The organism is Nocardia sp. NPDC047648 (assembly GCF_040642815.1).
Taxonomy (GTDB): Bacteria; Actinomycetota; Actinomycetes; order Mycobacteriales; family Mycobacteriaceae; genus Nocardia; species Nocardia gamkensis.
Map to the genome: position 1 here is coordinate 132,713 of NZ_JBEYSX010000006.1, position 15,122 is coordinate 147,834.

The 15,122-nt window shown below is 66.7% G+C and carries 12 protein-coding genes; 9 read left to right on the top strand and 3 right to left on the bottom strand.

Going from position 1 to position 15,122, the window contains the following annotated elements; genetic code table 11:
- Positions 1-344 precede the first annotated feature (344 nt).
- The 9 genes from ABZ803_RS15110 (at position 345) to ABZ803_RS15150 (ending at position 11,890) form a co-directional block, all read left to right on the top strand.
- Complete coding sequence (locus ABZ803_RS15110; RefSeq protein ID WP_357037493.1) at positions 345-1,919, top strand: hypothetical protein; 1,575 nt, start codon at positions 345-347, stop codon at positions 1,917-1,919.
- On the top strand, positions 1,817-3,169 hold the full coding sequence (locus ABZ803_RS15115) for a KH domain-containing protein (RefSeq protein ID WP_357037496.1): 1,353 nt from the start codon (positions 1,817-1,819) through the stop codon (positions 3,167-3,169). The genes ABZ803_RS15110 and ABZ803_RS15115 overlap by 103 nt, the downstream gene beginning before the upstream one ends.
- Entirely contained in the window at positions 3,166-5,115 is a 1,950-nt protein-coding gene (locus ABZ803_RS15120; RefSeq protein ID WP_357037499.1) for a vWA domain-containing protein, read from the top strand. Before ABZ803_RS15115 ends, ABZ803_RS15120 begins: the two co-directional genes overlap by 4 nt.
- A 173-nt stretch (positions 5,116-5,288) precedes the next feature.
- Positions 5,289-6,449 carry a hypothetical protein gene (locus ABZ803_RS15125; RefSeq protein ID WP_357037502.1) on the top strand — a complete coding sequence of 387 codons (1,161 nt, stop codon included), beginning with the start codon at positions 5,289-5,291 and terminating at the stop codon, positions 6,447-6,449.
- Between the two features lie 8 nt (positions 6,450-6,457).
- Positions 6,458-6,772: a hypothetical protein gene (locus tag ABZ803_RS15130; RefSeq protein ID WP_357037505.1), complete on the top strand. Its 315-nt coding sequence runs from the start codon at positions 6,458-6,460 to the stop codon at positions 6,770-6,772.
- A gap of 129 nt (positions 6,773-6,901) precedes the next feature.
- Positions 6,902-7,573 (top strand): hypothetical protein, encoded by a 672-nt coding sequence (locus ABZ803_RS15135; protein WP_357037508.1) that lies wholly within the window; start codon positions 6,902-6,904, stop codon positions 7,571-7,573.
- Positions 7,573-8,571, top strand: coding sequence for a protein phosphatase 2C domain-containing protein (locus tag ABZ803_RS15140; protein ID WP_357037511.1), 999 nt, complete (start codon positions 7,573-7,575; stop codon positions 8,569-8,571). Before ABZ803_RS15135 ends, ABZ803_RS15140 begins: the two co-directional genes overlap by 1 nt.
- A gap of 11 nt (positions 8,572-8,582) precedes the next feature.
- Positions 8,583-10,649 (top strand): hypothetical protein, encoded by a 2,067-nt coding sequence (locus ABZ803_RS15145; protein WP_357037514.1) that lies wholly within the window; start codon positions 8,583-8,585, stop codon positions 10,647-10,649.
- Positions 10,649-11,890 carry a serine hydrolase domain-containing protein gene (locus tag ABZ803_RS15150; protein ID WP_357037517.1) on the top strand — a complete coding sequence of 414 codons (1,242 nt, stop codon included), beginning with the start codon at positions 10,649-10,651 and terminating at the stop codon, positions 11,888-11,890. The genes ABZ803_RS15145 and ABZ803_RS15150 overlap by 1 nt, the downstream gene beginning before the upstream one ends.
- Here ABZ803_RS15150 and ABZ803_RS15155 read toward each other — a convergent pair.
- From ABZ803_RS15155 to ABZ803_RS15165, 3 genes are all read right to left on the bottom strand, one after another.
- Positions 11,857-13,110: an acyltransferase gene (locus ABZ803_RS15155; RefSeq protein WP_357037520.1), complete on the bottom strand. Its 1,254-nt coding sequence runs from the start codon at positions 13,108-13,110 to the stop codon at positions 11,857-11,859. The genes ABZ803_RS15150 and ABZ803_RS15155 overlap by 34 nt on opposite strands.
- Before the next feature lie 13 nt (positions 13,111-13,123).
- Entirely contained in the window at positions 13,124-13,984 is an 861-nt protein-coding gene (locus tag ABZ803_RS15160) for an SGNH/GDSL hydrolase family protein (RefSeq protein ID WP_357037523.1), read from the bottom strand.
- A gap of 649 nt (positions 13,985-14,633) precedes the next feature.
- A complete protein-coding gene (locus ABZ803_RS15165) occupies positions 14,634-15,029 on the bottom strand; it encodes a DUF6010 family protein (RefSeq protein ID WP_357037526.1) in 396 nt (131 codons plus the stop codon).
- Between the last annotated feature and the right edge of the window lie 93 nt (positions 15,030-15,122).

Here is a 15,122-nt window from a genome sequence, read left to right on the forward strand (position 1 = left end):
GCTGCTGACGCCGGTCGGGATTCTGCCGGGAATTGCACGGACTCGGCAAGATATTGCTCGATACGCGTCGAAGTCGGCGATATATGACTCCTCGCAGGCGCCTCCCTCCGAGTAGCTCAGCGGTAACATTATCGGAAGTATGATCGGCGACGGGACGTGAACGTTCGCATCGCCGCCGGGGTGATGAGGTATATATTGTGCTCGTAAGCGCCTACAGAAATGCTCCATTACGGCATCGAATTCTGAAGGGCTACGTAATCGTCGCAGACGATATCGACGAAATGCATCGAAAGTTGCAACGGTCATCCAGCGCGTTGTCCGGTTCTGGCGGGGGGTTTCCGCGAGTGTGTTTCAATGCGAACCGGCCGGGCTGTCTGTGGATCGATACCGGACCGGTGTGGATCAGCGATCCCGCGCAGCGCTCCGCGCTCGTCGGCGCATTGGCCGACGTCGTGTCCGCCGCCGCGGAACAGGTGCGGCAGGCCGGTGGGACGCTGTTGCCGTCGGGCATCTCCTGGGGCGGCCCGTCGCATCGTCGGCTGTGCGAGGACGGGCATTCCGTCGAAGTCGCCGACGACTTGCAGCGGGAGATTCTCAGCAACCTGATCCGGCGCTACGTCCCCGAACTCGTCGCGCTCAGCGGGCGCGCGCTGTTCGTCGCGGGCCGCGTCAACGGGCGTGGTTCGCTACGTCTGGCGGAATCGAAAGACCAAGTCTCCACTCGCTATATCGCGTCAGCGTCCGTCCGGCACCTGCGGCGGGTGGAGCAGGCGTTGCGCCGCGACGACCGCGTATCGGGCTTCGCGGTGATGGATGTGAATCCGGTCGGTGACACGGAATTGGCGATCCCGAATGTCAGCGTTCGATGCCTCGACGCGCAGATCTTCCCGAGTTCGGCCGTCGCGCAGGCGGTCGTGCTGCAAGCACTCGCGGTACGTGCGCGGATGATGGAGCGCGACGGCCGGCGTATGCCCGCCGTTCCGCAACGGATGCTCGATAGGAATCGATCGAACGCCATCGCCAGGGGCATGGGCGGGGAGTTCGAGCGTGAGGCGGACGACCCGCGGAAGGCGCGGGAACAGGCGACCGTCCGCCGCTCGGCGGCCGAGTCGGTGTCCGATCTGCTCGACGACCTCGATGCCGAACTGCGCGCGATGCAGATCGAGCCGCGCGAGATCCTGCCCTTGCTCTCCGCTCCGGAACTCGCGAAGCTGCACCCGGAATACGCCCAGACCGAGAACGACTTGCTGGCCGTCTGGAGCCGGCAGCAAACATTCGGAGTCGAGCAGATCGCGGCACTGCTGCGGGACCGGGCGACGCTCGCGGACGACCAGCTGACCAGGCACAACAGGCGAGTCGCTCCGGGCAGCATGGGAACCTTGGAGGCGGCCTGGCGAACCAAGCTGACGGCCCGGCCGCGACGTTCGACGCCGAACGGGCACAGGGGGCAGGCTCGCCCCGCTCGTCAGCGCCGGTCGGACGACGAGATCATCCGCGAGTTGGACCAGTTGACCGAGCAGCGTGACATGGATGAACGGCTGCGCGCTCTGCTGGCTGGTCGCCCGCCGCGCAATCTGGCTCCGGCGCTGTCGCGCCTCGGTCGCAGCAAGGAGATTCGCCGCGTGCTGCGGCAGCCGAACGCCACGGTGCTCGAACTGAGCGCGCCGGAGGAACTCGGCGATGGCGTGCCGGACGAGCTGGGCAGCCGGTTGTCGCGGAACAACCGGGTTTGCGTGCGTCTCGATGTGGCCGAGGCCGAACGGAAATCCGCGGTGGACGCGCTGATGGATCTGGCACGCAGACTGCCGAGGGGAGCGTGTGCCGGATTGATCACCAACCAAACCTACGCACGCAGATCCGACCGCCGCGCCAGCATCGAGATGATCATCTTGGGCTCCACCGAAGGGGCGCGGTCGTGAATCAGCCTGTCAATGTCGTGCTGGATATCCGGCAGACGAGCAATCCGCCCACCGACGCGGCCGAGTTGCGGGCGCTGTGGGCGCAGATCGAACAGCATCTGAACGGCGCCAGTCTTCGCGACGCCGAGAGGGTCGTTGTCCCGCTGCGGGACAACCGGACATGCGTCCTGTGGATACAGGATCGGCTGCGCGCTCCGGAACGGGTCGACGACACCACGGCCTTCTCCATCCGGGGCGTCCTGGAGCCGGCCATGGTCCGGCACAAGTGCACGACCTGCTCGGCGGAAGGCAAGGTCACCTACGGGCCCTTTCTGTGCACCGGGTGCGGCCGAGAGGATCGGCCGGGACGTGTGTGCGACGAGCACGCCGTCGTCATCGAAGGTCGGATGACCGCGACCTGTGCGCGCCACCGGCCCGGCTGCGCGTGCGGGGCGGCGGCCACGTTCTGGTGCAACGGGGAGATATGCCGGGGACGCAACGCGTTCTGCGACCGGCACCGGGTCGGGCACCCCGGCGGCGCCGACATGTCGTACTGCCCCGATTGCTATCGAAAGGAATTCCCGGAATGCGCCGGCCCGGGATGCAATTCGACCGGAAGCATCGCTTGCGAGTTCGTCGTCGATGGCAAGCGCGCGACTTGCGGAAACGCGGCATGCGCCAGGCACGCGTATCGCTGGCAGATCTTCGGACCACATAAACGAGGGCTCGGGCTGTGCCCGGATCACGCGCGGCGGCTGAAGTCGCTGGAGGACAGCCAGATCGTCTTCCAGATCGTGGCGGGAACCGCGAATCGGCGGCGCGGTCAGCGCTCCGAGGCGAGGCGCAGGTTGGTCGGGCTGCCTCGGCTGACGATCGTCCGGCATATCTTCATCAATTCTCGTTCACGCAAGCTGGACATGGTTTCCATCGACCGGATGTTCGGTGAGCTGCAGCACGACAGCCGCACCGACAACGCTGTGCGCCGTCTGTTGCAGGAGCACGAGAAGATACGCAAGCAGGACGTGGCCGTTTTCGAAACAGACGAGGAACGCGGTCGCGAACTCTTCGACAAACTCACCGCTTGGTTGCGGGCCCGCGGCCGCGCCGAGGTGGCGAACCACATCAGCTTCGCGGACTACCGGCCTCGGTCCAACCTGCTGTTCGTCGACGTCGAGCCGGAATACATGGGCAGATTCATCGGACGCGGCGGCGCGGAGAAGCGAGCGGCGTCGAACGACCTGGGGGTCAGGGTCGAAGTGGAGCGGAAATGACATCGACCGAATGGGACAGCAGGCGGCACACGTTGCAGGTCGCCAAGGGAAATGGGCTGGTCACCGCGAATATCGTCGCCGTAAGCGCCGAGGATCGTCAGGGTACGTCCGGCCGGGTCGAAACCGCACGGGTCGGTCTCTTCGAGGTGGGCGCCGACTCGTCGCGGCGGGCACCGGTGCGGATCGTCGCCTCGCCGTCGGTCGCGGAGGGATCCGTCGTCGTCAGCACGGATCTGGTGGACGAGCTGCGGCTGGGCGTGATCGACGAGCACGGTTGGCGCTTGAGCGCGATGGCGTGCGATCCGGCTGCGCGGATCGTCCTGGAACCGCTCACCGAGAACCGTCTGGACGAGGTCTGCCAGCAGTTGCGGAACGCGAAGGGCATCGTGGGCCAGCAAGTTCATCTCGGCGGAGGCGACTCGTGGGTATACGCCGACGGGGAGTCCTTCCGGGTGCGCCAGGTCTTCGACCGCTCCGGGCGGGAGCGGACGGACCTCTGCTACATCGACGCCGAGACCGAAATGGACGTGTTCCTGGCCGGCAATCGCAATGGGGTCGACATCGTGATCCTCGCCGATTGCAGCGGTTCGATGAGCTGGGACGACATCGAGGACCGCGCCGACGTCGTCCGTCTCGGATCGCGCCGCAGATCCGCCTACATATCGCGGATGGATGCCCTGAAGCGCTCGCTCATGGATATGGTCGAGATCCGCAGGCACGTGACCGGGCGGGTGGCCCGTATCGCGTTGGTGAAGTTCACCACCACGTCGATGTGCGTCTTCCCGAGGTCGGGCTCGATGGCCGAGATCCAGGGCCCCGACGACGAGCGGACACTGCGGGACTTCCAGGGCGCCATCGGCCTGCTGCGGCCGGAGAACGCGGCGACCGACATCGGACAGGCCCTGCATTTCGCGTCCGACCTGCTGCACCGCCACGGTGTGCCGGGTAACGACCGATTGATCGTTCTGGTCAGTGACGGAGCCGACTGGAAGGAGAAGGGCGAGGAAACCGCGGGCGAGGCCGTGGTCGCGATCGCCGATCCCGTGTCGCTGATGGAGGAACTGCACGAATTCCTGAGCATCAACCTCCATGCCGTCGGAATCGGCGATCGCGACACGTTCATGCGCTGGTGGCAGACGAATCGTCCACCGGGCGAGCGTGATCCGCATATCAGTGTGATCCCGAACCACGCGTTGCTGCGGGAACTGGTGCGGGTGGGTGGTGGCGATCCGAGCCGGACCGGCGGGGTGGACGTACTGCACAGCTATTTCGCGGATCTGGGCACCGGTGTCGCGCATCATGTCGGCAAACCGTCCGGTCCCGGCGGCGCCAGGCTGCAGTCGACGATCGACACGCTCCATCCCGCGGGTCGCCGCGTCGACCGCGAAGTGCGGCGGAGACTCGGGGATCTTTCCGAGGAGCTGCTGGACTTGCGGACCCAGTTGAACGACCTCTCGCGCCGATGCGGTGAAAGCGATCTGTTCGGCCAGGTGCACCACAGCAAACTGCTCGATCTCGGACGTCCGCTGCACGGTGCGCGCGATTTCACGTCATGGATCATGGATTGTCATCAGGCGTTCGGTGAGACGTTGGACCGGCGGCTCAAAGGCGAGCAGCCCAAGGAGCCCAAGGACCGGTACGGCGTCGACGGCGTCTACGAGAAGATCCGGGATTGGCGGATGGACGCGGTCCGGCGGTTCCGCAACAGCGACGGGCACGCGTTCATCGAGAGTCGTGATGCCGAATTGCTCGGTGCGGTCTGCCTCAAGTTGACCGGACGGAAGGTCCTCGCCGACGACGACGCCGACTCGTGGACGAAGTTGCAGGTCGGTTTGCTGGCCGGTGTCGTAGACGTGCTGCGCGAGGTCAAGATCGTGCTCGAGAACGCACCGCTGTCCGCGCGAGCCGAGCAGTATGCCGACGCGTTCTCCATCGAAGGCTACTAGGCCCGTGACCACTGGACGCAGGAGAAATCGTGGCCGCTGACGTATTCGCGTGCCTGATCTTTCGGGTGCGCTGGAAGGCCGATCGAGTGCCATCGGCCTGTGGCTGGTTCCCGGGCCCCCTCCCGGTGCCGATCCCGAGGGCCGGTGCTGCGGTCGGCCGCGGGGGTGAAGCGATGGTCGCCGACCGAAACGCCCGGACCGCGTACTTCTCGGCCCGCGTGCACGACGCGCTGTACGGCGCGGCGGACTCGATGGCGGCCACCGGCCGTTGGCACAGACGGACGACCGGTGAGCCGCCGGACCGGCGGGGTGCGATCGTCCACGGCTGGGAATTGCTGTTGGACGAAGAAGGCGGTTACGCCGTCGCGCATGTGGAGCTGTCGAAGCAGCCGGTCGATGTGTTGTCCGAACTCACCGAGGTGCGGGGGGAGGGCCGCCGATGGTTGTCCGGCCTTGTCGACGACGTATCGTTCGAGTCCGGGAGGCCTCGCGTCGTCACCCACCTCCGCTGGACGAACGAGTCGATGCCGGAGCCGATTTCCGAGCCGACGGCACTCGGTTCCTGGTCCACGGTGCAGCGATGGCAGTGGTTTCTGGCGTCTGGCACGTCGGTGGCGGACGGCCTGCCCGACCCCGGCGATCCCCGGATCTTCGCCGGCGTCGTCCATCTGTCGGGGGATTGGCGCGCGTTGGTGCTGCGCGACGGCGTGGCCTACACGGCACTGACATCGACCGACGCCACCGAATTCCACACCGTCGCACGCGCTTACGTGCGGTCGATCCACGTGGACGCCGTTCTGCTCGGCTTGCTGCAACTGAACGCCCTGCACCGCATCGCGGATCGGATCGCGGACATCCGGGTCGACCGCACCGGCGCGGGGCCGGTCGAGTCGCTGGAAGCCGAGATCCTCGACACCCGCGCGAAGCTGTGGTGGAACAACATCTCCGAGCGTGGGGCGCAGGTCGCGGACGTGCTGCGCGCCTTCCAGAACCAGCATCGGATGACCGACCTCTACGCACAGGTCGTGGCGGACCTGGACGACATCTCGCGGTATCTGCAAGCCCGTCGCGCTCGACTGGACGACGAGGCGATCGCCGAAGCGCAGGCACGCAGGCGCCGCAGCGAGGAGCGTCATCGGGTGTCCGAGGACCGCGATCGCCGCAATCAGACCACCATCGCTGTCATCTCGTTTCTGCTCCTACCCTTCGCCGTCACCTTCAGCGGTGCCGCTGTGCTCACCGATCCGAGCACGACCGCCTTCGCTTGGAGTATCGCCGTGGCCGTCGGGTTGTCTCTGGTCCTCCTCACCGTCTCCGCCCTGCGCGACCGGTGACGTGCGAAATGATCGGTGGACGCTACGGCCGAGCCGTGCATACCGTGTGGATCGCCGATGCCTCGTTCGGGGATCGGCTGGGAACGTTGGTCTCCATCGCCACCGTCATCGGAATCGTATTACTCCTGGGCGTTGTCGCACTCGTCGCATTTCTGGTGCTGGCCGAGTACGGGCACATCATTATTTCCTATGCCGGTGGTATCGGCCTGCTCGCGCTGGCGATCGGGTATCTCACGAATAGCGACATCGTCATGGGGATCGGTGGTATCGGTATAGCCGTCGCAGTCGTGGTGCTGATTCTCTTCGGATGGCTCGACCCGTGACGATCGGCGACGCGTACGGAAAATCGGCGACGCCGAACGTGTTTGTCGGTTGAACGGCCGACAGTGAATTCTCCTGGGAAAAGGTAGCATTGGCACGCCCGGGTGGCAGGTGAAAGGGAGTGGCACCTAATGAGTGAACCGAAGGCGACGATTCTTCCGGTGTATTTCGTCGCGGACGAATCATATTCGATGGTCGACGACGTAGCGGATCTGAACACGGGCCTGACCAGCCTGCTCGACACCTTGCAGGGTGAATCCATGGCCGCGGCGAAGGTACGTTTCTGTGTGCTGGGGTTCTCCGACACCGCGGTCTGCTATCTGGAGCCCACCGATCTGCGGCATCTGGACGCCATGCCGGAACTGCGGGCTCGTGGTTCGACGTCGTTCGCCGCGGCATTCGCCGAACTGACCGATCGGATACCGCGCGATATCGCCGCGCTGAAATCCGACGGCTATATGGTGAACCGGCCTGCGGTGTTCTTCCTCACTGACGGTGCGCCGAATCCGGGAGACGGCTGGGAGAGCGAACACGCGCGTTTGACAAGTTTCGCGGCGCGTCCCAACATTCTCGCGTTCGGCATCGGTCAGGCCGACGCCAACGTTATCAGGCGGGTCGCCACGAGCCCGAACTACGCGTTCATCACCGCCGCCGGGACCGACACAGGCGTAGCGATCTCGAAATTCATCACCGCGCTGACGCAATCGGTGATCAATTCGGGTCAGGCGTTGGCGACCGGCCAGGCGACGCTTCAGGTGGAGAAGCCGGACAACTTCGTCTCGCTCGCGGTGGACACGGTGTGATGCGCTTTCTGAGCAAGCGAGACAAGCAAGTGCCGGACGACTCCGCGCCGGCGGACCCGGTGGATGTCGCGAATCCGGAACCCGCAAGTGAGCAAATCGCCGCGGCCCTACCCAGCCGGTTGTCGAGTGCGCCGATCGTCGTCGGTGATCCCACACCGGCGTTCGAGCCGAAAGCCGTCGGCGACGAATACGGCAGGACGCCGTACCGCGCGGACACCATGATCGACGGATGGTCGCGCGGGCCGTTCACGATCCGCGCGGCATCGGTGCGCGGATACCTGCACCGGTACAACGGTGCTCCGCGCCAGGACGATTTCGCCGTCACTGCCGCGCCGGATCGGGAACGACTGATCGTGGCCGTAGCCGACGGAGTGTCGGCGGCGCGGCATTCGCACATCGGCTCGACCACCGCCGTGCGCTACGCCACGCAGTGGCTGGAAGAGCAGCCCGCGCAGGAACTCGGCGACATCGGCTGGCACTCGCTGTTCCAGAACACCGCGTGGATGTTGACCGAGCGGGCCGCGGCCGTCCTGTCGCTGCCGCAAGCGGATGCCGAGCAAGCCGAGCAAGCGCTGGCGACGACGCTGACGTGTGTGGTGTGCGAGCAGCACGCCGACGGCGGGCTGTCGGCGACGCTGGCAGGGGTCGGCGACTCCGGTGTGTGGTTGCTCTCGGGCGCGAGTTTCATTCCGGTGCTCGGCGGTAAGCCGGCTTCCGGCTCCGGGTTGACGTCATCCGCGGTGAGCGGGCTGCCCAGGGTTCCGAACGAAGTCGAGCCCATCTCGGTGATCGTCGAGCCGGGCCAGGTGTTGCTGGTGGGGACCGACGGATTCGGGGATCCGCTCGGGAGCGGCGACGGCGACGTCGGCGCGTTGTTCGCCTCGGTGCTCACCGGTCGAGTGCCTTCACAGCTGGAATTCGCGCACGCCCTGGATTTCTCGCGGGAGACCTTCGACGACGACCGCACATTGGTGGCCATCTGGCCGAGGGAGAACTGACGGGACGGGCAGTGACACAGCAGCGAGTGAAGGTCGGTCAGCTGGGCCCTTTGACCAAACTGGCTTCCGGTGGTCAGGGGGTGGTCTACAGCGCCCCCGGTGCGCGGATGAAATACGCGAAGGCGGTGGTGTACAAGGAGTACAAAGCCGCTGTGCTGCCCAGCGTCTCGGTCGACGTGCTGGACGAGATGCCTGCCTACCTGGAATCGCTGCCCTTCGCCGAGGGCATGGATCTGCTCTCCCGGGTGGCGTGGCCGTGCCGGCTCGTGGAGGCGGACAACTCCATTCAGGTCACCGGGTTCGTGATGCCCGCGATCCCGGACGAGTTCTTCATCAAGATGACCATGTCCTCGGCGGTGCAGTCGAAGACCGCGGAATTCCAGCACCTGCTCAACGGTGACACCTTCCTCGCGAGGCGGGGCATCCCCTTGACCGAACGGCACCGTTACGAATTGCTGGCGGACGCCGCCGAGGCGCTGACCATTCTGCATCGCCACCACATCGCGGTCGGTGACTTGTCGCCGAAGAACCTGCTGTTCTCGTTGCAGCCGGACCGGAAGGTGTACTTCATCGACTGCGACGCCATGCGACTGCGTTCCCGGTCGGTGTCCGTGCAGGTCGAGACTCCGGACTGGGAGGTCCGGGTGATCAATCCAGGCGAGGAACTGGCAACCGCCCAATCGGATGCCTACAAGCTCGGATTGCTCGTCCTGCGGCTGCTGGCCGGAGACCAGAGCACCCGCGATCCGCACCGGTTGCCCGCCGCCGCACCGAGTGCGGTCCGGGTGCTGGTCGACGCGGCCTTGTCCGCCACGCCGGGGCAGCGGCCCCGCCCGGCGGACTGGCTTCCGGCGCTCACCGACGCGGCCACCAACGCGACGACCCGAACGCCCGCACCACCACCACGAACAACGCGCACACCACCATGGCGCGGCCCGGCCCCCACCGGCGCGGCCGGTGCGCCGGTGCTACCGACCGCGCCGGTGGCTCCGCCTCGGCCCGCTCGCCGCCGCCCGTTCTACCAGCGCGTTTCGACGCGCGTGAAAGTGATCGCCGGGATAGCCGTCCTTCTCGTCATCGTGGGCTTGCTGACCAGCAAGACCTCGGGCGGCAACAATCCCGGCCCGGCAGGCGCTCGGGCGGCGGGCGCGGCGGCGATCCCGGCGACGGTGACTTCGACGATCGCGGTGGGGGCGCAACCGTGGGGCGTCGCGGTCGATCCGAACACCGACAGCGTGTTCGTCACCAACAGCGCGGGCAACTCGGTCTCGGTGATCAACCCCCGGACGTCCGCCGTCGCGTCGGTCACCGCGCCGGGCATGGTGAAACCGGCCGCGGTCGCGATCGACGCGGCAGCGGGCATCGCCTATGTCACCAATGCCGGAAGCGGCTCGGTATCGCTGATCAATACGCGTAGCCGGGCAGTGGTCGGAAGTATCGCGGTCGGGGCGGGGCCGTACGGCATCGCCGTCGACTCCGCCGCGCACACCGCCTTCGTCACGAACTTCGAGGCGAACACGGTGTCGGTGATCGACACCGGATCCAGGGTGGTCACCGCGACGATCCCGGTCGGCAGCCATCCCTATGGCGTGGCCGTGGATCCCGGTACGCGCGGCGCCTTCGTCGCCAACGCGGGCCCGCCCGGCGCAGTCGATCACACGGTGTCGGTCATCGACCCCGTCGCGTCGGCCGTGGTCGCCACCATCAATGTCGGTAACCAGCCGTGGGGTGTGGCGATCGACGCCGATACGCGAACCGCGTACGTCACCAATCACGCCGACGGCACCGTCTCGGTGATCGACATCCGAACCCGCGCGGTCACCGCGACGCTGCGCGTCGGGCTCGGCCCGGTCGGTGTGGCGGTGGATCAACCCGGGCGGACGGTGTACGTCACCAACCACGGTCTCGATGACGCGCGCACCGGCAACACCATTTCTTCGATCGACACCCGGACCGGCAAGGCAGGCAATTCGATCCGGGTCGGGGCCCGCCCGCACGGTGTCGTCGTCGATCCCGCCGGCAGAAACGTCTATGTCACGAATTTCACCGACGGCACACTGTCCGTGATCGGTGACTGATGCCGATACCCACCATCCACAAGGGGAGAACGCGCTGGTCACGGCTCGGTGTGGCAGTGGTCGTCGCGTACGCGGCCGTTGTCGTCGCGGGCAGCGGAACCGAGTCGGGCACGCACGAGTTGCCCGCGGAACCGAATGAATCGACTGCCCTCGGCCGGAGGCTGGAGCCGATCGTGCGCGGCGTTCTCGATTCGATGCTCGTTCCCGGCGCGGTGGTCTACGTGCGCACACCGGACACCGTCTGGCGTCAGGCATTCGGGACGCGGACCGTCGGGCAGGACGACCCGATCACGGTGGACGATTTCTTCCGGGTCGGTTCGACTACGAAGACGATGGTCGGCACCGTCGCACTGCAACTGGTCCGGGAAGGCAAGCTGGCACTGGACGATCCGGTGTCGAAGTACCGGCCGGGCGTTCCGAACGGCGCGCAGATCACGATCACCGAGCTGCTGAACATGCGCAGCGGGTTGTTCAGCTACAACGAGGCGCCGCGGCTCGCGCGAGCGATGGACGAGGATCCCGGGCGCGCATGGCGGCCCGAAGAGCTCTTGCGGCTGGGTTTCTCGTCGCCGCCGTATTTCGAACCCGACGCGGAATTCCGCTATTCGAATACGAATACGATCCTGTTGGCCTCGCTGCTCGAGCAGATCACCGGGGAGGATATCCGCTCGTTGCTGATGGATCGGATCTTCCGCCCGCTCGGTTTGGCGAAGACGTCCTTTCCGGCGCCCGGTGACGCGTCCCTGCCCGCGCCGTCACCCCATGGATACCTGTACGGCACCAACGTGGAGGCGCTCGCGTCGCCGCGGTTGCCGGACGACGAAGTCCTGGCGGCCCGAGCGGGCACCTTGCTGCCGACCGATGTGACGAATCTCGATCCTTCGTGGATCGGGGCCGCGGGAGCGGCGATCTCGACCGCGGAAGACCTGGCCGCCTACGTCCGGAAGCTGGTCGGCGGCGACGAATTACTCGGGTCCCCGCTCCAGCGACAGCGCCTCGACAGTGCGGCTCCGCTGAACCGGAGCGATCCGGCGGGCATCCATTACGGTCTCGGGCTGGAGTCGTTCGGGCCGATGATGGGCCACGACGGGGCCATTCCGGGTTTTCAGACGTTCATGGGCTACGACCCTGTCACGGACATCACCATCATCGTGCTGTGCACGTTGCGCGACGGGCCCGCCGGGGGACGGCCCGCGAACGAGATCGCCTACGGCTTCGTCCGCACGCTGATCGGTGGATGACTCGGAGTCGCGGTGGCCGAGCGTCTGCGCTCGCGGGCCGAACGTCCGGCGAAACGGTTCATGATCGGCTTGTCGATGCCGTGATAGATGGTTGCCGCGGCAAGGATGGATGCCACGAGTGTGACCGTCGCCCACATCGCCCAGCCGCCGATCGAGTATCGCCGGCCGCCGATGAACAGCCGGGTGATGATCACCATGACCGGGAACTGGATCATGTAGAACGCGTAGGAGATGTCACCGAGCCAGATCAGTGGGCGGCGGGCGTTGAGACCGCAGACGCCCGCGAGGTCGCGGGCGGCCAGGGTGGCCACCACCGCCGCCATCGGACCCACCAGCAGCGCCGACATCTTGTAGTTCACCGGAACGAACCAGGTGGCGGCGTAGCCGAGCGCGAGCGCGGTCAGCGGCATGGTCAGCCGGGTGTTGCGCCACAGCCCTTCGGCGACCAGGCGAGCGGCGAGGACTCCCAGGTAGAACTCGGGCAGTCGCGATGCCGGGAAAAGGTAGCTGAGCCAATACGACGGCGGTATCGGAATATCGCGTTGCGCGAACCATTGTGGTGAGGCGTGGATTTCGAACTCGGGGGAGACCTCACCCCGGAGCAGTCTCGGAGCGAAGGTGTTGGCGATTCCCTTGGGCCCGTCGGCCCAGAGGTAGAAGCCGGTGTGCAAGGCGAGGATCAGGACGAGCAGCGCCGCCACCGCCCACCACAGTCTGTGCCGCGGAATCCGGGCAACAGCCGGTGCGACAAGGGGAAAACTGAGGTAGAAGAGCAGTTCCGCACACAACGACCAGGACGGCACATTGAGCCCTCCCAGCGTGGTCCATTTCGGCACCCAGGTGTGCACCAGCAGAAGGTTCGGCGCCCACACCACCGGACGGGACAGCGGTACGCCCGCCGCGACGACGAATACCACTGCGGCGACCAGGTGGGTCGGGTAGATCTTCAGGATCCGGCGGCGATAGAACAGCCGCACCGACTTACCGTCGCGGCACGACCAGTAGATGACGAAGCCGGACAGCACGAAGAAGAAGGTCACCCCCGCCGCGCCCAATTGCATCGGAACGAAGCCGTGGATGGTGCGGAACAGCTGTGACTTCTGGAAGGGGTAGACCGGAAGGAATACCAGTGCGTGCAATACGAATACCGCGAAGGCCGCCCACCATCGAGCGCCGGTGAGGGCGGGCAGTTCGGCGCCTGGACGATGGTCGGGCAGCATGGGCGAGGCCTGCTCAGAGCCCGAATTGCTGTCGCATCCGGTCGGCGACGACGCCGTTGCCCCGCGCGTTGGGATGTACCGGAGCGCCGTCGAACGGTGAGTCGGTGCCGGCGAGGCCGCTGATCCACGGATCGTCCGAACAACTGGCGTGGCCCGCGGTGACGCCGCGCACGTCGACGAACTCGATCCCCAACAGCCCCGCGGCCGTCCGCTGCGCGTCCTGGACTCGATCGAGGTACGCGATATAGCCTTCCGCGCGCGGCTGGACGACCCGCCCGGCCACAGCGAGATCCATGCACGCGGTCGACTGTCCCGGCGGGAACACTTCCGGATACCCCACGAGTGCCACCCGCGCCTTCGGTGCGTAGTAACGCACGAACGTGACGACCTCGCGTACCCGATCGGCGTAACCGGAGCCGGTTACCGCGCGGTAGTCGGGCAGCCGGTTCTGATCGGCGGCGTCGAACCCGCACCCGGCCACGATATTGAGTAGACAGTCGGTCGAGGGGAACGCCGTTCCGGTCGAGTTGCCCCACACGTCGTTCAGTCCCGCTTGGATCAGGACGACCCGGGTGTCGGGCCCGAAACCGCCCTGCGCGAACGCCTTCCGTGCCTGGTGCACGAGCGTCCAGCCGTTGCCGGTGTCGATCGTGCCACCGTTGCAGGACACGTCGAGGAATTGGGCCGTCGCGGACAGCTGTGTCGCCGCCGCGAGTTGGTTCGGCCAGGAAGAGGGCGAACGGGTGCATCCGTCGTCGGCGTGGCCCAGGACGGGGGCGGTCGCCGTGAACGAATCACCCAGAACGACCAGTGCGGTCCCGCCGGCCGGATCGGCCACGGCGGTCGTGTCCGGGATCAGGACGGCCAACGACACCGCCGCGAGTATCGCGGTGACCGTCGACCTCCCTCGGAGCGACCTCATCACACACCCAATCTTTCGATGGCACAGGAGGATCCAGTATCGCGTCGCCGCGCCGCGCGCCGCTGTCGGTCGAACGGAGGACTGCCCTCGACGGGGTGCGCGATTAGCCTGGCACCGTGCGCACCAGCCGATTCGGATCTCGCCGATTGCTGATCGCGACCGGTATCGCCGCCCTCGCGGTCGGTGGGTGCGGCGAGCCGTCCGAGCCGTCGCCCGTCGGCGCTGTCTCGCCCACGTCGGTTACGGATCCGGCGCCGGTCGCGGAACCCGCGCCGCCGACCGTTTCGGAAGCCGCGAACCGGCCGCCGGAAGCCGCTGCGCCCGAAGCCGTAGTGCCGGAGGTCGTCGCAACGGAAGCTGTCGTACCGGAAGCCGCTGCTCCGCCGCCGGTCGAGGCCCCCGTCGTACGGGTTCCGCAGCCCGCGCCGCAGCCGAAACCCGTGCAGCCGCCGCCGGTCGAGCCGCCCTCTCTTCCCGACCCCGGCTTCGAGCCGCGTTCTGGCTACTGATCGGCCGCTCGTCCGGCGATTCACGCGTAGTAGCGGGAAGTGACTCGTCCGGCTCGACGCGGCATCCGTCAGGTCACCCGCGACGGCAGCGGTCAGGAAACGGCGGCCTCGCGGCGCAGACGAAACAGCGAGGGTCCGCCGTAGAGGCACCAGGCGGCGATCACCGGATCGCAGATCGCGCAGCCCAGGGACGAGTCGTGCGCGAACGGGATGATGGGACTGCCTTTGAGATGGTGCAACAGGTCCCAGGCGGTATGCAGGAGCCAGGCGATGCCGATGAACGTCCAGGACTCCAGTCCCCGGTAGGCGCAGTAGGTGACGGCGGCGGTGAAGACGAATTCCCAGCCGCCGAATCCGCCCCCGCTGAGGTAGGCGGCTCCCGCGCCGGCGACCATGACGGCGTTGAAACGACGGCGACGCGGCTCGGGAATCGCCGACATGGCCAGCGCGTACAGGACGCCGATCAGTATCGGCGCGACATAACTCATGATCGGCGAACTCCTTGTGAGCAGGGCCTTCGGCGAATCGAATGTATCGATGAGGCCCGTTGCCGCCCAGTGGCATTCGAGCCACGTCCCACC